At 45.5% G+C, this 24,134-nt stretch carries 12 protein-coding genes, 1 pseudogene and 1 other annotated feature; of the genes and pseudogenes, 11 read left to right on the forward strand and 2 right to left on the reverse strand.

Annotation, left to right across the window (positions count from 1 at the left end; translation table 11 throughout):
* The 9 genes from AMS66_RS19910 to AMS66_RS19955 all read left to right on the forward strand — a co-directional run.
* Nucleotides 1-2,517: S-layer homology domain-containing protein (locus AMS66_RS19910; RefSeq protein WP_144424552.1), on the forward strand; the 2,517-nt coding region annotated here is incomplete at its 5' end.
* Between the two features lie 756 nt (nt 2,518-3,273).
* Nucleotides 3,274-5,397, forward strand: a complete 2,124-nt coding sequence (locus AMS66_RS19915; protein ID WP_053782453.1) for a 5'-nucleotidase C-terminal domain-containing protein — start codon at nt 3,274-3,276, stop codon at nt 5,395-5,397.
* A gap of 283 nt (nt 5,398-5,680) precedes the next feature.
* Nucleotides 5,681-6,304 carry a cupin domain-containing protein gene (locus AMS66_RS19920; RefSeq protein ID WP_053782454.1) on the forward strand — a complete coding sequence of 208 codons (624 nt, stop codon included), beginning with the start codon at nt 5,681-5,683 and terminating at the stop codon, nt 6,302-6,304.
* An 85-nt stretch (nt 6,305-6,389) separates the two neighbouring features.
* Complete coding sequence (locus AMS66_RS19925) at nt 6,390-8,792, forward strand: InlB B-repeat-containing protein (RefSeq protein WP_053782455.1); 2,403 nt, start codon at nt 6,390-6,392, stop codon at nt 8,790-8,792.
* Nucleotides 8,793-9,154: 362 nt separating this feature from the next.
* Nucleotides 9,155-13,489 (forward strand): LuxR C-terminal-related transcriptional regulator, encoded by a 4,335-nt coding sequence (locus AMS66_RS19930; RefSeq protein ID WP_053782456.1) that lies wholly within the window; start codon nt 9,155-9,157, stop codon nt 13,487-13,489.
* Nucleotides 13,490-14,190: 701 nt separating this feature from the next.
* Nucleotides 14,191-14,724: a YceI family protein gene (locus tag AMS66_RS19940; RefSeq protein WP_053782458.1), complete on the forward strand. Its 534-nt coding sequence runs from the start codon at nt 14,191-14,193 to the stop codon at nt 14,722-14,724.
* A gap of 231 nt (nt 14,725-14,955) precedes the next feature.
* Nucleotides 14,956-16,056: a bifunctional glycosyltransferase family 2/GtrA family protein gene (locus tag AMS66_RS19945; protein WP_053782459.1), complete on the forward strand. Its 1,101-nt coding sequence runs from the start codon at nt 14,956-14,958 to the stop codon at nt 16,054-16,056.
* Nucleotides 16,056-18,347, forward strand: coding sequence for a glycosyltransferase family 2 protein (locus tag AMS66_RS19950; protein ID WP_053782460.1), 2,292 nt, complete (start codon nt 16,056-16,058; stop codon nt 18,345-18,347). The genes AMS66_RS19945 and AMS66_RS19950 overlap by 1 nt, the downstream gene beginning before the upstream one ends.
* 11 nt (nt 18,348-18,358) lie before the next feature.
* Nucleotides 18,359-20,212, forward strand: a complete 1,854-nt coding sequence (locus tag AMS66_RS19955; RefSeq protein ID WP_053782461.1) for a hypothetical protein — start codon at nt 18,359-18,361, stop codon at nt 20,210-20,212.
* A gap of 155 nt (nt 20,213-20,367) precedes the next feature.
* On the opposite strand, the gene AMS66_RS19960 is transcribed toward AMS66_RS19955, so the two are convergent.
* Together AMS66_RS19960 and AMS66_RS19965 are read right to left on the reverse strand one after the other, a co-directional pair.
* On the reverse strand, nt 20,368-21,129 hold the full coding sequence (locus AMS66_RS19960) for an SDR family oxidoreductase (RefSeq protein ID WP_053782462.1): 762 nt from the start codon (nt 21,127-21,129) through the stop codon (nt 20,368-20,370).
* 16 nt (nt 21,130-21,145) lie between these two features.
* Entirely contained in the window at nt 21,146-21,532 is a 387-nt protein-coding gene (locus AMS66_RS19965) for a MerR family transcriptional regulator (RefSeq protein WP_053782463.1), read from the reverse strand.
* Nucleotides 21,533-22,372: 840 nt separating this feature from the next.
* Here AMS66_RS19965 and AMS66_RS33995 point away from each other — a divergent pair.
* A pseudogene (locus tag AMS66_RS33995) lies at nt 22,373-22,993 on the forward strand (ATP-binding protein); the annotation flags it as partial.
* 9 nt (nt 22,994-23,002) lie between these two features.
* Nucleotides 23,003-23,231 (forward strand) — a binding site (T-box leader).
* A complete protein-coding gene (locus AMS66_RS19975; RefSeq protein ID WP_236703538.1) occupies nt 23,230-24,045 on the forward strand; it encodes a GNAT family N-acetyltransferase in 816 nt (271 codons plus the stop codon). It overlaps the preceding feature by 2 nt.
* Nucleotides 24,046-24,134 lie beyond the last annotated feature (89 nt).

Genomic DNA, 24,134 nt, shown 5'->3' on the forward strand with positions numbered 1-24,134 from the left:
AATGATCAGGGCCAAACGACCGTACCGGGAAATAACGGGTTGAAAAATCTGGGGCTGCAGGAAGGCGTGTTCGATGTCCCGTTTTCATCTGAAATTACGTCCTATACGTCTTATATCGCCCCGTCAGTGTCGCAAGTACATGTGGAGACCGGGCTTGAGGATGAAGAATACGCCGCTCTCTATGTGAATGATCAGCTGCAAGTAAGCGGAAACCCTGCAGTAGTAGGGATTTCCGCAGACACGACGACTATTAACGTCCGCGTGGAGCCGTATTTGAAGCCGTCCCGGAAGTACACGATTACCGTATTGCGAGATTTGACGCTTCCCGCTGTTACAATTTCCAGTACGGCAAGCGGCACAGTTAATGCGCCGTTCCCTGTGAAGATCGACTTCAGCAAGGCGGTAACCGGCTTCACGGCAGCTGGAATTACGGTTGATAACGGAACTGTAACGGACTTTGTTGCTGAGGACGCCAAGACCTATACCGCTACAATTGTTCCCCTTACAAGCGGACAGGCTGTAACCGTGCAAGTTGCGGCCAATGTCGCTACAGATACGGTGGTGGGCAACCCAAACGAAGCTTCCAGTGTCCTGAGCTACTTGTACGACACGACGAAGCCAGTTGTGACCTTTGGCGGGTTTACCGATCATCAAGTGTTTATTGCACCCCCGGCCTCGGTCCATATTACGGTCAGTGAAGCGGTCTATGGAATAGCGAACGGGGATGAGGTGGACGTATCCGATGCGGCAGCACTGCTCAGCATGGAAAAGGATGGTGTGCCGTTCTCCGATTATACGGCTGCATATGATCAATCATTGCTGACGTTTACCTTAACGTTCAACGACACGCTTGGTGACGGCGCTTATCACGTGAAGGTGGTAGGAGATGAGGTACAGAATGCGAATCATAATTCACTTGATACGGCAAGCGCAGGCTTTACTGTGGCGGTGCCTGTCGTGACCGGCATAACCGCGCAGCCGGCAAGTCTTTCGCATGCTGGGGGGGATGTAACGTTGGCTATAGCGGGTATGCATCTGACCGGACAGAAGCTGGACGTATACGTGGACGGCATCTATGCCGTCACAGCTGCTGCCAGCAACGATTCAAGCGCGGAAGCCGTCGTCATACTGCCAAGGAACCATGCAGCAAACGCTAAATCCCATAGCTTGAAGGTCTATCTTAATGGTACGGAGGTAGCGGGTCCGTCTGCAACCGTAACGGTTATGCCAGCGGAAGAGAGCAATACGGGAGGCAATGCGCCTGCGCCTGTACCTGTACCTGTACCCGCACCCGCACCTGTACCTGTACCTGTACCTGCCAAGCCTTATATCGATGTAAACGGGACTCGTATGAATCCGGAAATCATCGACCTGACGAAGCCGTCCTACACGTTAGAAGCAACGCCTAAGGAAGGCGCCGTTCATGTCAGCATACCGGCCACCGTTCTATCCGGCTTCGCTGACAAGAACGCCAGCTTTGTCCTCGAAATCAAGACCTCTTATGGCAGTTACCTCTTGCCGGTACAGTTGGGGGTGCTCATTCCGGGGCTGCAGGATGTACTGACGACCAATACACTGAAAATAGATGAGATCAGCTTGAGAATTTCGCTGACGGACAGGTCGGACGATAAGAACATTCAGGCAACGTTCACAGGGGACCTGCCGAATGGCAAGGTGATGAGCGCGATTGTTGATTTCGGCATGGAGATCGTGAACACGAAGACCGGTCAATCGATCGGGACTGCAGAAGTATTAAACAAGGCCTTAACTCGAATGATCCCGTTGCCGAAGCACCTGACTGCTCTGCCAAAACAATGGGGAGCGTTCCGTTACGACGAGAAGGTGCAGAAATTTGAGTTTGTCGCCGCACGGAGCGTTCAGATCGAAGGCGTGTGGTATGCGATGATCCAATCCAATATAAACAGCGTGTACGTTGTCGCAGAAAACCCGTTAAGCTTTACCGATGTGAAGAAGGATTGGAGCCAACCTTATGTAGAGCTTGCTGCTGCAAAAGGACTGGTTAACGGGGTTGGCGGCGGGAAGTACGCCCCGGAGCGTAGTGTCACTCGGGCGGAGTTCACCGCCATGCTGGTTCGTGCGCTCGGACGCAGCTCTGTGACAGCCGCGGAATCGTCTCCATATCAGGACATACTGCCGGGCGAATGGTATTCCAGCGTTGTTGCTCAAGCGAAGAGGCTTGGACTGCTGGGGTTTGCGGGCAGCGATAGCTTTCTGCCGGATCAGCCGCTGACCCGAGAGGAGATAGCCAGTATGCTAATGGCCGCGATTGTCCTGGAGGAGCTGCCGACCACCAGGGAAGATATCAGTCCGAGTGGTTACAAGGATCTCGACAACGTAGATGCAACCAATTTGGAGAGCATTCGTCTAATACAGAAGCTCAATATCATGCAGGGTACGGGAAATAATACATTCAGCCCGAAGAGTGAAACGACACGAGAGCAGGCAGCGATTGTACTGATTAGAATAATGCGAGCGCTTGGAACGATTGACTCGTAGATGAGTGGCCCTGGCTACTGGTAAGAGCAGAGTATAGGCTATAGTAAATGAAAACACTGCTGCAAGCCGAGATGGCTTCAGTGGTGTTTTTGTATACGCCAAGACAATATTAATATTTATAAAATTGACTGCTTAAAGTTTCGATCTACTCGGTATGTACCCCCAGGATACAGCTGGGACTCCTCACTTCTACAAAAGGAGAATTCCATGGGTAGCATAATTTAGTGATTTTAGTAACAACCATATAATAGGTCAGGACTTAAATCTAACGATTCTTATGAGCCGGTCATCATTCGACTCACCAACCGCATGATGCTCCTTCATAGAATCGATCATGAGAGCAGAACTACAAGCGCGATTTGCACGCTGTCGGCTTACGCTTTCTATTTCGTTCCGGATGTATAGGGACAGCACAAAGTAGCTGCTATACATAGTGAGAGAATCCGAGTGGGAGAGGCCGGTGCCATACGGGCTTTTGGGGTCGGTTTGATGCTGATTTTGCTAGGGATTGAGGCAGATGATAAAGGAGTAGGAGAATTAGAATGCGAGAAACCGCTCTTCCAATTCCAGCGCTTCAAGTAGAGTGCTTATCTACTTAGAAGCACTAACTTTGAAGTAGTGACAGATAAAATTACGTTCCTTCTCTATCAATCTTCCAAATTTTTTACATCCATTTGATATATTCTACGACTTTTATGAATTGAACTATGGTAAAATATTTCAGGATCTAAAATTGGAGAGGGGTTTTGTTAATTCATGTATTGGAAAAAAGTTCTGGGCCAAGGCACAATTCGTGTGGCAACTGCTGCACTATTACTCACCCAACTATTGGGCGCAGCGGGTTCTGTCTCTGCCGCAGGCAAAGATGTAGAAGTACACTTGATTGGTATCAATGATTTCCACGGTCAGTTAGATACCACATCGATCGTTAGTGATAAAAAGGCAGGAACGGCTCCAATTCTAGCAACCTATCTAAAAGAAGCTCAAGCAAAATATGAACATTCCCTACTCTTCCATAATGGAGACTCTGTTGGTGCATCTGCCCCAGTCTCATCTCTTGATCGTGACGAGCCTACCATGGAATGGATGAATATGATGGGCTTTGATGTAGCTTCTCTAGGCAATCATGAATTTGACCAAGGTATCGCTGCTTTGAAGGCACAAATCTTTGGTGGCCTTGATCCAAAAGAAGGTAAGGTAACTCATGCTGGTGCTAAATTTGATTACGTCAATGCAAACGTCATTGAAACTGCCACTGGCAAAACATTGATTAAGCCATATGTGATTAAAGAAGTGGGCGGAGTCAAAATCGGATTCATCGGATTAGTGACTAAATCCACACCTGCAAAAGTATCCCCATCCGGGACAGCTGGTGTGCGTTTCTTAAGTGCAGAAGAAGAAGTTGAAGCCGTTAATAAATATGCAAAAGAGTTGCAAGATCAAGGTGTAGAAACGATTATCGTCCTGGCACATGATCCAGCAAGTACTAAAGAAGGCGTAACCACTGGAGAAGCGGCTGATCTGGCAAAAGCTTTGCCAGCAGATTCCCCTGTTGATGTTATCGTCGCAGGTGACAATCATGCTTTAGCTAACGGTGAAGTGAATGGAAAATTGATTGTTCAAGCCTATTCTTATGGTACGGCATTTGAAGATATTAAATTGATGATTGACCCTGCTACCGGGGATGTAACCGAAAAATCAGCTACGGTTACAACGACTTTCCAAGAGGGTGTAAAAGAAGACCCTGAATCTGCAGCTATTATAAAAAAGTCATTAGACAAGCATCCTGAGCTGACTAAGCCAGTAGGTACAACGGATGGTTCTGTAACACGTACAGATGCTTATAATAACGAAGCCGCTCTTGGCAACCTCATTGCAGATTCAATGCGTGAAGCAGACTTTGGTGATAAAGCAAGCGCTGCTGACTTTGCATTTATGAATCCAGGTGGTATTCGTGCGGATCTGCCAAAAGGCGATGTGACCTTTGCTGATCTTGCTAAAATCCAACCTTTTGGCAATACTCTGGTGAAACTTGAGTTGACTGGTGAACAAATTAAAACTTTGTTGCAGCAACAATGGGGTACCAATGCTGACGGTACACCAAACACTAAAACTCTACAGATCTCTGGCCTGAAATATACTGCAGACTTCAATAAGCCAGTTGCAGAACGTGTTACTGGCCTCACTCTCGAAGATGGCACACCTATTGATCCTGCAAAAACATATACGGCTGTAGTTAACAACTTTATGGCCGCAGGTGGAGATAACTATAAAGTGCTAGTAGATGCTAAATCATCTTTGGCTGGTCCTATCGATCTGGATGTATTCTACCAGTACATTGTAGATACGTATAAAGGCGCTAGCATTGAGGCTAAAAATGAAGGTCGTATTACGAATGTAGCTGCATCTACAGAGCAACCGGAAACACCGGTAAACAATGAATCTATTACTCGTGCTGAATTTGTAACTGCGCTTGTAGACTTGTTGAAACTAAATGAAGTAACTACAGCACCTGCATTCAAGGATGTTGCTGCTAACGCTGCATATGCAGATGCAATCGCTGAAGCGACTCATGCTGGATTCATTCAAGGGTACGGTGGTAACTTCCATCCTGATCGTGATATCACACGTGAAGAAGCAGCTACCATTCTTGCTAAATTGATAAAAGACCAAGCCTCTGATAAAAATGCGGCTACGATCATTGCAGGTTTTGAAGATGGAAAAACCGTTTCTACCTATGCGGTGAAATCTATGGCAAATCTGATTGACAAAGGTATTCTTAGTGCAGCAGAGAAAAACCTGCTTCAACCTAAACAAGGACTTTCTACTAACGATGCAAAAGCTTTAATTCAAAAAGCAGTTGCAGCTAAAGCTTCATAATCTAGAACTTATTCAAACCTTATATTAAAACAGGAAACACATCCTATTGGGAGAATGCCATTTCCCAGTTTAGGATGTGTTTTTTCATGCTTACATGCGACGAAAGCTCATTTTAGCCATGTTTCTGATAGCGATAATGAGTTGAATAATACCATGAAGTTAAAAAATAAACGGCTTATCCCCGAACAATCGTTTTTTTCATGGCGGCGTACTACTTTCGTATGACTACAACTCCTATTATTCTCTCTACAATGTCTAAGTGGAGAATGATAGGAGTTTTTAGTTGCGCGAAGGTAATAAGGAACCTTCTATGCGTTGTTTGGAGATTTTAATGAATGAACACAAGGAGCGGTCAAGAGTGGAAAAAACGGTTACGCATAAAGTAACAGGTGAACAAATTACGTTTGTAGAGACGGCAACGGATACGGACGGTAAATATTTATTAATTGAAGTCGCACTACCCCCGCTTGGGAAAGGTCCCCCCCTGCATATTCATGACCGTTTTGAAGAGGAATTTGAAGTCATTTCGGGTAAGCTCACAGTTACTTTAGGGAAGACAAAGCATTTGTTAGCAGCGGGAGATCAGTGTACTGCCCCGATCAGAACGCCCCATACCTTTACAAACGATCACGATGAGCCTACTGTATTTCGCGTTCGACTAACGCCACCAAGCAAGTTTGAGCAGTCTGTCCGCATTCATTACGGGCTTATGGACGATGGCTTGACCGATGAGAAGGGCAATCCTAAATCACTTGCCCATTCCGCTTTGGTATTAACTTTACAAGATACATTAATCATGGGTATTCCGCTCCGGCTGCAACGCGGCCTCTTTGGATTCATTGTCAAACGTGCCCATAAAAAAGGCGTCTATGCAGCGCTAGAAAAGTATACGGGAGAGACGCTCTGAAAGAGATGAATAACGGAGAGCAGGTAGATCAACAACTTTCTATTGTATGTTCTCAATTTCTAATGAAAAGAAGGGTTCGATATCTATGAAAAATACCAGATTTACTGCTCAGATCCATTTGGCGCTAGTTGTTATTTTGATTTTTTCTTTATTTTCACCCTATGGCAATCGTCTAAGCTCAGATTCGATTGCTTGGGCAGCGAGTAGTGAGCCTGAAATCATCATGATGAATAGTTATGTAGCACCTCCCGTAGAACCTCCGGATATCCAGTCTTTTAGTTGCTGGGATTCTGATCCTGCTCTCAGTTCGTTACGTCCATCATGTCCTATTCTGAGATGGGGGGAGTATACCTATGTACCTTACAGTGCATCTCATAATGATTTTGCAACAATAGTTGCTGTATATGATCGTGACAATAATCTTGTATCCTATAAAAGGTATGATGGTGCAAGGTACTACTACGATTTAACTTATGACAGCACATTGGAGAGGGCTACTATCCAAGGACAAGCAAATCGGAGTATTACGTTGAATAAAACGGAGCTTGAAGCGTTACAAGTAAAAATGACTAAAACGACTGTATCTGGATCACCGAGTTCTACAGTTAAGGGAGAACAATTTTTATTAACGGCAACGGTTACTGACCTAAATGGAAACCCTATACCCGAAGGGTCGGTTGACTTGAGTAGGATAGGTAGAGTTTCGTTAGATGCCGCAGGTAGGGTTATTGCAAATGTTATTATTAATTATTTGGGTGATGTTCAGTTTACTGCGGAGTATCTTGGAGTTAATCAAAAATATAATGCAAGCACCGGGAATTATACACATTCAGTTGTTGGTACTCCTACCATCACTTCCGTGAGCGTGCCGGCGAACGGTAGCTACACAACGGGAGAGTTGCTTCAATTTACTATCAATTTTAGTGAGCCAGTGACGGTAACAGGTACGCCAACACTGGGACTGGATATCGGTGGTGTTACGCAAAGAGCGTATTATATAAGCGGAAGTGGTTCGTCAGTCTTGACCTTTAGATATACAGTACAAAGCGGAGATTCGGATGCCGACGGCATTAGCATCGGTGCTATTGAGCTGAACGGAGGGAGCGTGCGCGGCAGTGGCGGAACGAATGCAGACTTGTCTCTTGCAGGGGGGGTGATTCCATCCACGGCTTACATCATCATTAATCAGCAAAATCAATATACTCTCCGCTATGATGGCAACGGAAACACGGGAGGCAGCGTTACCTCGGACGTTTACTCTTATGTTAGTGGAGCGACAATAAGTCTATTGGGCAATAACGGGCTACTGACGAAGGATGGCTTCACGTTTGCGGGCTGGAACGACAGTGCGACCGGTACTGGCGTGGATTACGCGCCAGGTTCAACGTTCACGATGGGAGCAGCCAATGTAACGCTATATGCGAAGTGGGAAGCGAATCAGCAGCATATCCTGTCTTTTGATTCAGACGGAGGCAGTGCGGTTGCGAATCAAACCTTCAATAGTCAGACGAACGCAACCAAACCGGCAGACCCAACCAAGGCAGGTTATACCTTTAGGGGGTGGTATAAGGAGCCAGTATATACAACATTGTGGGACTTTGCGACAGACGTGGTAACCGCAAATACAACACTATATGCGAAGTGGAATGGCAACAGTTCTTCAGGTAGTGGAGGATATACCCCATCCCCGAATCCCACTCCCACCCCAATCCCTGTTCAGTATGCCCTCACTTATGAAACGAACGGGGGAAGTGCTGTAGGTAGTCAGAATGTAGGTGATCAAACGAACGCAACCAAGCCAGCAGACCCAACCAAGGCAGGTTATACCTTTACGGGGTGGTATAAGGATGCAGCATTGACGAAGGAATGGGATTTCACGAAAGAGGTAGTGACAACGCAAACGACTCTTTATGCCAAGTGGATTGAACATCGTCCAGAGTCAGAAAATCCAGAAAATCCAAAACCAGCGATAACCTTCACCGACATATCCTCTCACTGGGCGAAAGACATGATCGAGGTTATGACCAATCGTGGAATGATTACTGGTTATGGAGATGGCACGTTCCGTCCCAATGAAACAGTCGAACGCCAGCATATCGCGATCATGTTCAATCGTGTGATTAACGTAACACCCATTCAAGAGGCAGTCCCCTTTCAGGATATTTCAAGTAGCCATCCATATTACGAGGCTATCACCCAATTACAGCGAGCAGGGATCGTAGAGGGTTCGAACGGTGGATTCCACCCAACGGCAGCACTTACGCGTGCAGAGTTGGCCAAAATGATCGTGCTTGGTTTTGGACTAACGCCAGGAGGGAGAAGTACCTTTCAAGACGTGACTCCGACACATTGGAGCTATAACTATATTGCCGTACTGGGAGATTTAGCGATTGTACATGGGGATCAAGGCAGCTTCAAACCAAATGAACCTGTAACTCGTGCAGAATTTACTGCAATGATGTACCGAGCTTTTAATCTGATACAGTAAAAATAAGGTCCATACTGTTTTATAAATGATGATGTAATTGATAGTCCTATAATAAATGATGGTGAATATATGCTGCAGTTTACCTTTACGTATACACGTAGAGGCGAGCTGTGGCTTTATTCGTTTTTTATCCACGTATTTGATTGGCATGGAGTTCATATATATCACGCAGGCTAGACTCTAAATGGACCATAGATTAAGATTTTAATTAGGCAGGTTAATAAATTGATTTCATCTAACCGAAATTATGATTATATTCTGAAATTTACTTTTCTCTCGAAACGAAAATATAACTTAGATAGGTGTGTATCATCATCAAGATTTTAAGGGAATACATAACGCATCCCCCTATAGAGTGTGCTGTGTTCATTGAACTGTCTATTATACTGACGGAAATGGTGCACCGTGAACATCAACAGAATACGGTGATTGGATACCTTAGTCCTGATCATATCAGCGTTCAGTGGGAGGGGAGGACTGCGCATATATCCTGGCATGCGGAAAGTCATGCAGCCTATCATTCTCCCGAGCAATTTGGCCGATTCAATCTGGTACCGAGTGGACGCAGTGATCTTTATGCATTAGGTGTTATTCTCTACGAATTGTTAACCGGGCAATTACCTTTTCAAGCTGACAATGAAGACTGGAGCATCGTGCATACCCGCAGGGTGCCTCAGCCTGTATCGGATATTCGGCCGGAACTCGACGAAACACTGCAAACGATACTGATGAAATTATTAGCCAAATCGCAGGTGAAGCGTTATCAGAGTGCATATGGGGTGCTTGAAGATCTGAAGTTGTATCAGGAAATGATGGTTAACGACGGAACGTTTACACCCTTGGAAGTGGGACGTTTGGATAACATTCGTACCCTTTCCCTATCCGACTCATGGTATGGGCGGAGTGCAGAAGTGATGCAGTTGGAGGCTGGGCTAGAGCAGGCTTTCCAAGGGATCAACGCATTTCGTTGGGTGATGGGCAGAGAGGGAATGGGTAAAACGTTGCTCGTCCATAGGCTCCAACGAAACGTAGCACGGCATGGAGGCCGGATGGTCGAAGTGCAAGTGGAGCCGTTCCAACAAACTGTACGGTGCGGGCCAATCCTTCAGGCGATGCGACAATGGATTCATCAGCTGTGGAGCGAGCCGGTTGAAATTATTACCGGGCTGAAGGCCAAGCTGCAAGTCGAGTTTGGGCGAGAAACGCAGGCCATCGTCTCCTGCATGCCTGAGGCCAAATTGTTGTTCAACAACGATGTGGAGGCATCGCTTATCACGGACGATGCGAAGGTCTGGGAGCGGTTTGAAACATTGCTGCCCGACCTGATCTGTTGCATGGCTGAATGCAAGCCGCCGTTTGTTCTGTTTATGGATAATCTACAGTGGGTCGACCATGGCACGCAAATGGTCATTCGTGAACTTGTATCTGCACGAAAGGTGCATGGATTATTCCTCATCGGAGCTTTTCGAACGGAGGAGGCTGTCACTTCCGCTCAGGATGAAATGAATTTCAATCAAGAGGCATTACTGGCTTGGTTAACGGAAAGATGCCAAGCGAATCCTGAGGAACAAGTGGCTTTGCAGCCGCTATTTTATGAGGATGTGAGGCAGTTGGTCGCTGATAATCTACATGAGGGAACTGCTCGCATTCAACTTCTGGCGCGGTCTGTCTACGACCAAACAGGTGGTAATCCCGGCTCGATTCGCTTATTGCTGGAAGGCTGGTTAAAGGAGAACAGACTACGCTTTGACGAGAAGCGACGTCAGTGGGTGTGGGACTCCGAAGTAATCCGGCAGCTAAGCAGATCAGAAGCCCATCTACGTCTGCTGGAGATAGGCTTTTCCAAGCTTCAGGAAGATCGGAAGGAGTTCTTGGCTACGGCAGCCGCAATGGGTCCGACATTTCAGTTATCAATCCTGGCTGAAGTGTGTAGTATACCAATGGATACTGCACTCCGCTGGCTTCAAGAGGCGGAAGCAGAAGGAATTATTTATAGGGAAGACGAAGCGGAGCAAGAAGATGGACAGGACTCAATCTATGTGTTTGTGCATGAAGTCATTCACCAAATGGCATACGCTTTCAACCCAGGAAGCAATATGCACCGACACCATGCCATTGGACGGTTGTTGCGGCACCACGCTTCGGATTCGAACGGTAACCTGTCAAGAACAGCGGTTGATCATTTGAATTTGGCTGCTTCTGTATTATCAGAGCAAGAGATGAGGCAGCTGATCGAGTACAATCTTCAAGCGGGTCAAGAGGCATTGGCATCCGGCCGTTATGCAAAAGGGAAGCATTATGCCGAGAGCGGGCTTCAGTTGTTGGCAACAAGTGGGGGGGGCGCAACAGAAACACTTGATGTCGGTCTGCAGTTGGTATTAGCATGGACGGATTATATGGGTGGCAATAGCGAACGTGCGAAAGAACTGCTGGTGAACTTGAACAAAGACAGCGGTCGGCTAAGCCGATCCGAGCGGCTTAGCGTCTGGGCACCCTTGATACAATTCCATGCATTCGCGGACAATGAGACTGCGATTCAAATTGGAATGGAAGCACTAGCCTCCTACGGTTGGAAGCTTGGGAAGAAGAGTTCCCTGTTGTCCGTAGCCAAGGAAGTGATATGGACTGGGGTCCTCTTACATCGAAAACGGGTCAAGCTCCTTCCGATTGCAGACCCTCTCGACGGGGACTATGCAGAATTATGCCATTTACTGGAACTGTTGTTTCTTCCATTGCTTATACACGATGCGCGATCACTACTGGAATTGTATGCCCGATTTATTCGTTATGGGTTGCACAAAGGAGTGAACGAGCCGCTGGCTGCGATGATCGGCGGATACGAGCTGATAGTGCAAAGGATATTTCCGGGCTTCGTCCAATCGACTCCGATTGCTGAACAGGCGTTTCTGCAAATCGCGAACACCTCTACATTCAAGAAAAAGCATGTATTCACTTTTGTAAGCGGAATGTTCAATCAGATGCATAGGCCTTTGGAAGCCTCCGTCGTCCTGTTTAAAGCGTTGCGTCAGGGGCTGGAATCGGGTGATCATGACTTCGCTAATCAGGCTTTGATTTTCTGTATTATGGGTAATAGTGGAAACGCATATGCCCTAAATGAACTGATCCAATACTTTGAGGAGAACATGCGGAAGATTGCCGACGACAAGATACTGGAGATGGTGCGGCTCACGAGCAGTTTCGTAGCTGCGTTGCAAGACGATTCTTTGACCGACAGCTTCGTTGCTATTCCACAGGCTCCGTCTGGTAGCGACTTGGAGCAACCGGACGAGGACAACCATAGCTGCGGTTGCCGGCTGGAAGTGGCATATTTGTCGGGCAAGTACCGGGAGGCGCTGTATTGGGCGAAGCGGGGAAGGAACAACGAACTGCCACTGGATTGGATGCGAATCCGTAAACATCGCGTATATGAGAGCTTGGCATTAGCTGCATTATTCTTCGAGACGAACAGGGAAGAAGGTAAGCGAATCCGGAAGGCCATACGCTCGCAATTGCGGAGGATGAAGGGTTGGCGGGGGTTTTGGGACAGTACGTCCTCCGCATATTTGCTGATCCAAGCAGAGGGTGAACGAATCGCTGGGAATTCAATGGGCGCCTTACAAAAATATACGGCTGCAATTCAGCGGGCGCGAGCCGAGAAATACGTGTTGATGGAAGCGATAGCTTGCGAACGGCTTGCAGAATGTTATCAAGATGATCTGCTCAGTCGATCCGGAGCGGCGATCACGATGATGGATGCATGTGCGGCTTACGCCGAGTGGGGCGTCACCTCCAAAGTAACGCAGATTAGAAGCAGACACGCCGAATTGCTGGACCCGGTTTCCAAGCGGTATGAGGGTCCGGTTTTGCAGGAGCGAGTCGAAATGAATCGTAACAGCATCGAGTTGCCTCTGCAGAATGGCTCCAAGATCAGTGAAGGTTCGAGGACCGAAGAGGAATTCGATCTTGTACAGCGACTCATTCATGGGTTATCAAAGCCGAATAAGATCGACTGGAAGACTAATCTCTTGGAAGCAGCCCTTAGGCAAGCTGGAGCAGAGCGCGGTCTACTGTTGAAGCATCAAAATAACGAGTTCTTTATTGAAGCAAACGCTTCGGATTGGGCTGAGAAGGAAGAAGGGACCGGGCTGTATTCGGAGGACGTCTTGCGCCATACAACGATGACGGGGACACCGCTAGTTCTGCATGACGCGATGCAGAGTTTTTGGATGAGAGATGCTTACATTGAAGCAAGGAAGCAGAGATCGATCCTGTGCATGCCGGTTGTTGTGCCGGGAGAACAGGCTCCGTATCTGCTTTACTTGGAAAATCGGCAGATGCCGGGCGTGTTCACACAGCGGGACGTTCAGGTGTTGGAGCTTCTTGCGACTCGAATCATTTATTTCAAGCTGTTGGAGGATAAAGCTGCGGTTACAACCATCCCGAGTACCGTGGAAAGTAACGCTTCGTCCGTGGCGCCTGGTCTCGGTCTACAGGGGCTGACTGAACCGCTGACCGAACGAGAAACGGAAATTATAACAGCGATTGCAGAAGGCTTATCGAATAGGGAGATTGCTGATCGGTTTGGTATCGCGGAAACGACGGTCAAGACACATACCTCCAGAATTTACGGCAAGCTGGGTGTAAAACGGCGAGGTCAAGCTGTTGTCCGTGCTAGAGAACTACAATTGATAGAGTGAAAACAAGGAAGCGATCCTTAAGGGCCGCTTCTTTGTTTTTTTTAGGTGAACTGTACACGGGGCTTAGCGTCTATCGCCTTTTTTTGCGGAGTACTACTTTAGTAGGACTTAAACCACCTGTGTAACAACGCGGTTTTTCTTTTTATTTGAGGTACAGATGTATAAGCACCCCTCGTCGTGACCACCGGACAAACGTACTTTTTTCCCCTTGTCCACATTTATACCTTACCAAAATGGTTGAATTGCATTTAATGAAACTATCAATAATAAGGAGGTTTTGATGATGGGAAATAGAAGACCTGGAGGACCTAGAAGTGGTTATGACCCCGTTCAGATCTTTAACTCTACTTCGTTTAATGCATTTGGAAAAGTTGAATATGCATCTATCTTTTGTAGTGACGACAACTATAGCGTTCAGCGTGACGAGACATGGAGAGCTTCCAGCCGTGGAGTCTGCTTGGTCACTAGAATCACCGCAACGGTTAGAACACCAAGTGGAAATATTGAAGCGGAACCTTATACTTCTTCCGGTACTTCTTACAGCCAGTTCGCTATTATACAGGTAGGGGTAAACTCAAAAAGGCTACTGACATCACGTTGTCAGTAGCCTTTTTGTATATTAGGAGCATGCGAATAGCGCAGTGTTTTGGAGATAGGATGAACTTTCTCACATAATATTAGTATAGAGGTGGAATTTATTTATGAGCAATGTCAAATGGGAAGTGGATCCGGATCACAGCTCCGTCGAGTTTTCGGTGACGCATCTAATGATTAATAAAATCAAAGGAGTATTCGAGCATTTCGAAGCGTTTTTAAGTTTAGACCCCAACGATGTAACAACCATGAGTATTCAGGCTTCTATCGACGCAAATAGTATCAAAACTCGCCAGCGGCAACGAGATGAACATCTGCGGAGTGACGATTTCTTTCATGTTGCCAAGTATCCAGCGATTACGTTTCAAAGCACCAACTGCGTCCCTGCTGGCGAACGGCAATATGAGCTTGCAGGCAATCTAACTCTGCATGGAGTAACAAAACCCATCATTTTTCATACCGTTTTGGTAGGACTTAATAAAGACCCTCGCGGCCGGGAACGAGTGGGATTTCATTCAACAGCCAGTATCGAACGAAATGAATTTGGCTTGAGCTTCAACTCGCCTCTGGAAACGGGTGGAATTGTCGTCGGAAATGAAGTGAGCATCGAACTTAATATCGAGGCGATTAAGATAGATTAGTATCGATAATTGCTACTTGAACATTCACTCGCCATAATCGTGGCGAGTTTTTCATTGTGTATACCTCAGCCCTATTCCTAGTATTTTTCACCTATAAACTAGCACAAATGCGAATGCAACTTTTTTACCAAAATATATACAAGTTTATCGTTTACTGTCTACCATTTCGGTGTTATACTCACAATATTCAAAAAGAATTTGTGAAAATATGTCGAATTGAGGCTTAATAGGATGATTATGGATATACATAAGGACGATGAAACGATTATCCTCATTCCATCGCTTGAGCCAGATGAGAGACTTCTGTCCTATGTACGGCAATTGCGAAAGTATGGTTTGACCCATATTGTTATTGTGGACGACGGATCTGGTGAGGCATATCAGTCGATTTTCGAGGAACTCCGTGAGAACGGGTGTGTCCTGCTAAGGCACACGCAAAATCTCGGAAAGGGCGCCGCACTCAAAACCGGATTTCAATTTATCGGACAGCAGTTCGATGCTTCGTCTTCCTTCATTGTCACTGCTGATTCAGATGGACAGCACGCAGCAGAGGATGTATACAGACTTGCCAAAGAAGCGAGGCAGCATCCTGATGCATTGGTTCTCGGGGTAAGGAACTTCAGCGAGGGAGGAATACCGCCGAAATCTTTGCTGGGCAATCGGATGACGTCCTTTATTTTTGCTATGCTTTATGGCAAAAAGCTTTCGGATACCCAGACCGGACTTCGTGCTTTTGGTCCCGGGTTACTAGCGTTCATGCAAGATGTTCGCGGTACCCGGTTTGAATACGAGCTGCAGATGCTCATCTCGTGCATTCAGTCCGGCATCCCGATTCATACGGTACCGATTCAAGTCATTTATGAAAACGGAAATGCCGGGACCCACTTTAAAGCGATTCAGGACAGTGCTCGCGTAATGGGTGTGTTGTTCTCCAACTTCCTGCGATTCATTTCCTCTTCGGTTGCGAGTTCTGTCGTCGATTTGGCAATTGCATGGTTTTTGATCGACTTTTTGCGACCTATTTTGGGTCAGCAGGATTACCTAAGAATTCTACTCGCAACCGTGATTGCGAGAATTATTTCCATTGTCGTCAACTTTGTACTGAACAGGCACTTTGTATTCCGTAAGGAGGATAGCCAGGGCAGTCTATGGCGCTATTTGACGTTGTGCGGATTCGTGATTGTGCTCTCCAGTACGGGGGTATATTTGTTCCATACGATTTTCTTCATGGATGAGAAAATCGCGAAATTTGTCTGTGATGCCTTGCTGTTCCTGCTCAGTTTTCAATTGCAGCGAAGATGGGTATTTGCAGCAAGGAGGAAGCAGCTGTAGTGCAAAACGAAAAAAGGCAAAATATTTTCTTTGTCATCACCATGATCCTGATGTCGATTTATTTATTATGGCGGATGTTCTTTACATTGCCATGGGGAGAAGGCGTATTGAACGTCATCTTCGGCATTCTGCTCATTGTGGCTGAGACGGTAACCGTACTGACAACCTTTGAATTGTTCTTTCAAAAGATGCAAAAGGAACGTACGCAGCTCGATTTTCCCATCGTTCCTCCCGATTATTATCCAGATGTGGATGTGTTCATTGCCACCCATAACGAGCCGGTTGATCTGTTGTATAAAACCGTCAATGCTTGTACGTTCATGGATTACCCAGACAAGCAGAAGGTTCACATCTATCTGTGCGACGATGGAGCACGACCTGAGGTGGAGGAGCTTGCGAAGCAGTTTGGCGTTGGATATCTGGGTTTCCCCGGCAACAAGCATGCCAAATCAGGTAATCTGAATAATGCTCTGAGCAAAACCTCTTCCCCACTCATTGCAACCTTTGATGCAGATATGATTCCGCAACACACCTTTTTGATGAAAACCGTCCCGTATTTCCTGCTCTCCACATTTATAGAAGAGAACGGGCAATGGCGGCTTCGCCGTGAGGATGAAATGGATAGAAAGTTCAAGCTGGGGCTGGTACAGACCCCTCAGAGCTTCTACAATCCGGATCTATTCCAGTTTAACTTGTATGCAGAGCAAGGAATTCCGAATGAACAGGATTTCTTCTCCAGAGAAGTTAACATCCTGCGTAATGCCTCCAATGCGGTAGCCTATACAGGAAGCAATACGATCATTTCCCGGAAAGGCATGGAAGACATCGGAGGTTTTCCGCTGAATACGATCACGGAGGACTTCGAGACAAGCATCCGCCTACAACAGGAAGGTTATATTACCTATGCGACTCAAGAGGTTCAAGCTGCCGGACAGACGACAACAACAGTCCCGAGCATGATTAAGCAGCGGATTCGCTGGGCAAGGGGCATTATTCAGAGCTTGCAGAATACGCGTGCACCCTTATCCGAGAAGCTTCCTTTCTGGACGAGGGTAACCTATTTGAGCAGTTTCTTATACTGGTGGTCCTTCTTTAACCGGTTGATTTTCATTTTGGCGCCTATTTTATTTGCACTATTTGATTTTAAGATTGTAAACACTAGCTTTTGGCAAATCTTAATATTCTGGCTTCCATCCTATTTCTTCTACAGCGTATCGATGCGTTATCTGTCCAGCAATATTCGGAATCAGCGCTGGAGTCAGGTTATTGATACTATATTTATGCCTTATCTGATATGGCCGGTTCTTCTTGAAACGCTGGGCATTCGCGAAAAAAAATTCAAGGTTACGAACAAAAGCAGAGCAAGCGGTCGAAAATGGATGTCTGCTCTGTTATATGCACTTCCGCATATCTTCCTGCTCCTGCTATCGATTGCGGCTGTGATTCGGTATGTTAACGGCAAGTACGGTATCGCGTTGTTCTTCAGCAGTATCATTATTTTCTGGCTCATTCACAATATGATTGCGCTGTGTTATGCCCTGTTCTTCATGGTCGGCCGTCGTGCATATCGGGAGACAGAGCGGATTCGGGCACAAGAGGATGTAACGATCCACGATCAGGACACGAATCTGCGTTATCAGGCCAAGACGGTAGATGTATCCGAACAAGGCATTGCCTTTTATGTACCGTATCCCATTTATCTGCCTGAGCAGAAGACGATCTCTTTGGTCGTAAAATCCGAGCGGTATGAGGCAAACCTTGATGCAGTTATCGTCTATGTAAAGCAGGATGGAGAAGGCTGGCGCTATTCTGCAACGGTTCAACCAATCGAGGAGACGGATAACCGCCATTATATGCAAATCATATATGATCGTAAACACTCCTTACCAGAGCAAATGAACCTGTGGGATACGGCTTACGACGATATGCTTCGCAATGTGAAAAAACGTATTATTCAACCTAGATCGGATCAGCGGAAAATGCCGCGGCTTTCCTTGCAGCTTCCAGTCGATTTCACCAATCATGCGGGCTGTACGCTGCGCAGCTTCAATTATCGTTTCTTTTCCGCCACAGGTCTCCATGGTGATATTGCGGCAGGAGCGATCGTTACTTTTTATACGAAGAGTAATATTGAAGTCATTTTGCAGCATACGGGGAAAACAACAGCCAGTCATCGCGAAGTGCTTCTCTCGGTGGAGAATATTGATGATATCGTGGAGCGTGGCTTGATTGATCAATTGCTGAGCGATTTGACCTACCCACATGCCGAGCGTTTCACCAGAGAGGGTTAGGAGAGATAGAGATGCTGTTTATGCTTCAATTTGTGATGGGAGTTTTATTGATATTCTCCTTTATTGGTTACATGCAGTTTGTTCGAAAGGCACTGTCCATACGTTGGGAGTTCATTCCTGTATTTGTGTTTTCCTCAATAGCATGTATAGTTTTTCTTAGCGGTTTGGCAGGGCAGCTCTACATTGGCAGCCTTGTCCTTCTCATCGTCGGATTACTATTGTATGGAGGGATGGTGTTTCTCGGTTTGCGCCGAGGAGCATCCTTTCGCATTTCTTTTTCCTTATTCCAGTTTTCATTTCTGGCTGGGACTTTCATCTTCTTACTGGTACTCTTCCAGAACCAATTGACGCACTACGATAATTTTTCCCACTGGGCGATAGTCTTGAAGCAGGTGCTCAGTACCGATGCTTTTCCAACGCCGGATTCCAACCTAATTGATTTTAAAAACTATCCGCTAGGGACTTCGTCGTTTATTTATTATGTCTGTCGCTTTATGGGGCATGACCAGTCTGTGATGCTCCTGGCACAAGGGCTACTGATCTTTTCCTGTTTTTACGCCATGTTTGGCATTGTTTCCGAGAAGAAACGTTTTCTGCTGTACGCGTTTCTCGGACTTGGGTTATCTACACTGTCTTTCTTCAACCTTACGATTCGGATTACCAACCTGCTCGTAGATTTCTTGCTCCCCATCTATGCGCTAGCCATTCTGGCGGTAGTATACCAATATCGTCATGATATTAAGCGAGCGTGTATTGTCGTACTCCCGCTTGCGGGTTTGCTGACGATCATTAAAAGCACTGGTATTATTTTTGCGGCCGTCGGCCTGATCTTCCTGGTGTATACATGGCTGACACACGGTCAAAAATCCGGTTGGAAAAATATACTCGCTGTGGTGGGAACGATCTGCGGCGTACTGATTCCTTACTTCGGCTGGAGCTGGCGAATGGCGACGGTGTTCCAAGGAGTAGATAATAAGTTCGATGTTGCTGCTTCCGGGATTCAATCCGGCAAAACGGCGGAGCAGATGCATGAGATTCTGTGGCTGTTCTTAAAATCGAGTACGGACCTTACGACACGGCCGGTCATTGGTATTGTCATTTTCCAGCTTGTAGCGATTGCAGCTTCGATATTTGCCTATGTAGTACTCAAGAAGAAGTGGAATTTGTGGAAAGCACTGATTGCGCTGGATGTTGTATTGTTACTGTATTATGCAGGAATTCTGGCGTTGTATCTCTTCTCCATGCCGCTGGATGAGGCGATCGTGCTGGCAGGATTTGAGCGTTATGCGTCGAGTATTGTGGTGCTGTTCGCCGGTGGGCTGGTGCTGTGCGCTGCGATTGACCTAGAGCGTTCATTCCACTATCGGATTGGTGAAGTGCCTGATTTTCAAGCCTTCAAGACGGTCGAGACAAAGGGTCATTATCAAAAAGGAATTATTGGCTGTATGGCGATTGCGGCGACCATCCTTTTATCGGAATACAATGGGATCGTCTCGATTGCCAAAACCTACGATACGACGCTTCCTTACAAAATCCATGCAGTAACCGGTGATCGCTGGTATAAAGGTGGTCAGGAGGACAACAACAGGTATCTGTTCTACGCTTCGGATAAGGACCAGCAGGTCACGAATTATTACATGCAGTATGTCGGGAAGTATTTCTTGTATGCTCCGCATGTGGACGGGATCGTGTTGTTCTATGAGGATAATATGGACAATCTTCTGAGCGGTTACGATTATCTGGTCGTCGTGGAGACGGATCGTAACGCAAAGTGGTTGCTGAAAAAGCACTATGGCATTGACATGCAGGAAGGTATCTACGAAATTACCCGTTCCGGGGAACAGATCATTCTTACGCTGACTTGAGATCATTGAGATTATCATTATAGTGGACTGGTTCCGATCAGGAATAGAATAATAAAGAGGCAGATGCGGCGTTTAGCTTATATCTGCCTCTTTTATTTGAAGCATATGAACGTGTTTAGTGAACCTATTGAATAGCCACACGGCTCGTAGGCGAGTTATTCGATTAAATTTTTTGTTGCGTTATACATCTGTTCTGCGTACTTGTCGATTTCATCCCGAGACATGCGTAAGCGAGCAACAGAAGTACCATAACCAACTTCCTTGTGGCCCTCTTCTAATCCCTCGAAAATTCCATCTGCGAAGGCATCCAGTGGTTCTCCATTCGTATGCAGCCCTGCTCCACCCAGATCTGTACTTACTGCCGGAGGAGCAACTTCAATGACCTCTACAGATGTATCCGAAAGCTGGTGTCTCAGGCTGATTGTAAAGGAGTGAAGGGCCGCTTTGGTAGCTGAGTATATCGGAGCAATCGCAAACGGCGTAAAAGCTAAGCCAGAAGTGACATTAATAATCGTCGCCGCTTCTTTGGTTGCAAGATAAGGAGCGAACAGCATGGATAGATGAAACGGTGCTTCAATATTCGTCATAATTTCTTTATTGAAATAATTCCAATCGTTCTTCGCATCTGAATTAAGTACATTAAAACGTTGTTGGATACCGGCATTGTTGACTAATACATTTACTTCCGGATAGTTCGCGGTTACCCAATCAAACAATGCCACACGTTCGGATTCCATATTCAGATCATTCACATAAGTAATAAGACCTGGGTGTGTTTCTTTTGCATGTTGAAGTACATCTGCACGTCGACCCGTAACAATGACTGTATTTCCAGCTCTTAAGAAGCGTTCTGCAAATGCCAAACCGATCCCAGAGCTTCCGCCGGTAATGAGTACTGTATTCCCTGAAAGTTTCATTATATTTTCGCTCCTCTTATGCTTCTTTTTCTTCGTTTCTTTCCTTTATTTGATGGGTATAACGTGTGATTTTAAAATCAATCCCCTCTAGGGATTTCTGCATCAATGAAATTTCATCCAGTACCGCCTGCTTGTGATTTTGCATCATTTCAAGCCGGGCCTCAAGGGTACAATTACCTTCTATGATCCAGTCCATATATTGCTTGATTTGACTAATGGGCATATGCGTGTTTTTCAAACAAACAAGGGTTTCCAATAAAGCCATTTGATTTTCTGAAAATAGTCGCCTGCCAGCATCATCACGCTCAATCATGGGCAGAAGTCCTTTTTTCTCATAAAAACGTAATGTTGAATCTGGAATATTCAATTTGGCTGAAGCTTCGCTAATGGAAAAATACTTCATGTTGGAGACCTCCAAATGAGTTCTTACTCTGTCGACAGGTATAGCATACGACTTAAACCATGGTTTAAGTCAACAAAGGTGTTTAATTATTTTCTGGATGTAATAAGTCCACGGGTAAGGGAATCTTTTATTATCAAATTTTCATATTGTATAGCTAGTTAAATGAGATACAATGCTATTATAGATAAGGGCATCCACTGGATGCCTTTAAATATAGCAAAGAAAAGGGCTACATACACACCGAGGGTGTCGACATTAATTTAAAGTGGTGAGTGGATGAAAGAATTGTACAGTCAGGTGAATCGAAAAACCTATTATATTTCCATGCTAACGCTCATCGCCCTTATGGTATCTGGATTAATATTATCGACGACAGAACTAAACGGGATTACCTTGGGGTATGTCATCCATTTTTCATGCGTGGCCATTCTAGCGGTTTGTTTGTTGATCTACCCAAAGCATGAAACCTTTTTTTTCAGAAAGGTCATCATTTTATTTGGCTTTGCTTATTTCTATACCCTGTTTTTCTTATATCCAGAGACATGGACTACCTATATTCTCATTTGTCTGATTCCTTCACTTGCCATTCTGTTTTTTGATTTAAAATTGTTTTATTTCTCCATCATTCTAAATGGATTATTAATATTGATTACGTTTGGTTATATCATTCTGATTGATCAAGGTAATGTATATTCATATCTACATCATGATATCCTAGGAAACTTCATTAACATTATTGCGAGTCAGGTATTATTATTTCTCATCTTCCATTTATCCTTTAGTCGTATGAAAAAGCAGCAGCTCTACCATGAACAATTACAACAATCGGAGCGTTTAAAGATGATAGCTCATCTGACGGCAGCTGTTGCACATGAGATTAGAAATCCAGTAACCGTTGTTCGAGGTTTTTTGCAGCTATACAGAGAAGATCCTGCATTTGATGATCCAGTCAAAAACAAGTTTAAATTAATGATTGATGAGTTAAATACCGTTGAACAGATTACCTCCCAATTTCTAACCCTTTCCAAACCTAATAAAGATCAGAAGCCAGAAAAAGTGGATGTGAATGATGCCCTTCAGAGCGTAACAGGTCTGGTCCGTTCCTATGCGATGTTATCTGATAATCAGATGCATATCGAGGCAGAAGAGGATTGCTTCATTTTTATTAATCCAATTGAGTTTAAGCAGTTGATGATGAATTTAATTAAAAACGCTCTGGAAGCTTCGAATATGGGTAAGCCCGTCGCTGTCATTGCTAAGAGAAATCAACATTATATCGAGATCAAAATCATTGATGAAGGGAGCGGAATGTCAGAGGATGAGGTGAAGTCGCTCGGGACGCCGTTTTATTCATTAAAAAGTAATGGCACCGGATTAGGATTAATGATCTGTTTTAATATTGTGGAAAAATATGACGGGGGAATTAATTATGAGAGTATGAAAGGTGTAGGAACGACCGTTACGATTCGCTTCTTGGCTACGGATGGGGTACGGAAATACCATTCAGAGAACTGCCGGTTGGTGCGAGGCAGTGGGTATCCGAATCAAAAATCACCTCAGAGCAGGCCTCCGAAATAATAGTAGACGGGCCCGGTATTCTACCGTTATATAGAAGCATCGTTGTTGGACGATGGCAGAGAGGGTGTATTCATTTATACACCAATCAGGGTGGTAACGCGGAATAGACTCCGTCCCTAATGGGTATGTGGCAAAAGTTTGGTGTAAAAGATCGAGTGCTTCGTCAGAATATGTTTATGGCGGATGAAGTTCAGTACAATCTTATCCATCGTATTTGCGAGTCAGAGCGTTCAATCTGCCTAAAAGCATCTAATGAAACAATGATCTTTGCCCAGTCCGAAGGGCACAATGCTTGGTTGTGGATTTCCAAAGAACTTGCAGCTGATCCAAAGAACAAGCTTGTGCAAGAACTTTTAGAATTTCTCAAGGGAAATGAGCTTCCGGGGATATCAGGAGATCAGGTGATTGTTGAACACTTTGCTGAGGCATACTCAAAGGCTAATGGGCTTCAATTCGTTCCTTATATGATTATGGAATCCTACGTTTGTTCAGAGGTAAGAAAGCCAGCTCATGTAGAAGGTATATTGCACCTAGCTACAAGACAGCATTTGGAGACAGTGGCGGAATTTTTAGCTGGCTTCTCAGAAGCAGCTTATGGAGTCAAAGTAGAACCGTCTAGTCAAATCGCAGCAGCAGAGTCGGCTATAGAAACAGGTAATTTTTATCTATGGTTAGTAGGTGGTCACCCTGTATCCATGGCTAATATTGCACATCGCTCTCCAAGACATGCGAGAATTAATGCAGTATATACACCGTCTGCCTTTCGTAAGAAAGGATATGCAAGTGCAGTTGTGGCAGAATTATGTTCTATCCTCATAGCAGAGGGTTTAGATCCGATGCTATATGCTGATTTGAAGAACCCTGATGCGAATAAGGTTTATCAAAATATAGGTTTTGTTGAAAGCGGTCAAGTGGCTGACATTAAATTTAAATAGGAGAAAAGTAGTTTAGAGCATGACATCACTGAGAATCAATTGTAGGCATATACAGCATTCTTATCTTGATTCTCAGTGGCATGCTTATC

Source organism: Paenibacillus xylanivorans, assembly GCF_001280595.1.
Lineage (GTDB): Bacteria > Bacillota > Bacilli > Paenibacillales > Paenibacillaceae > Paenibacillus > Paenibacillus xylanivorans.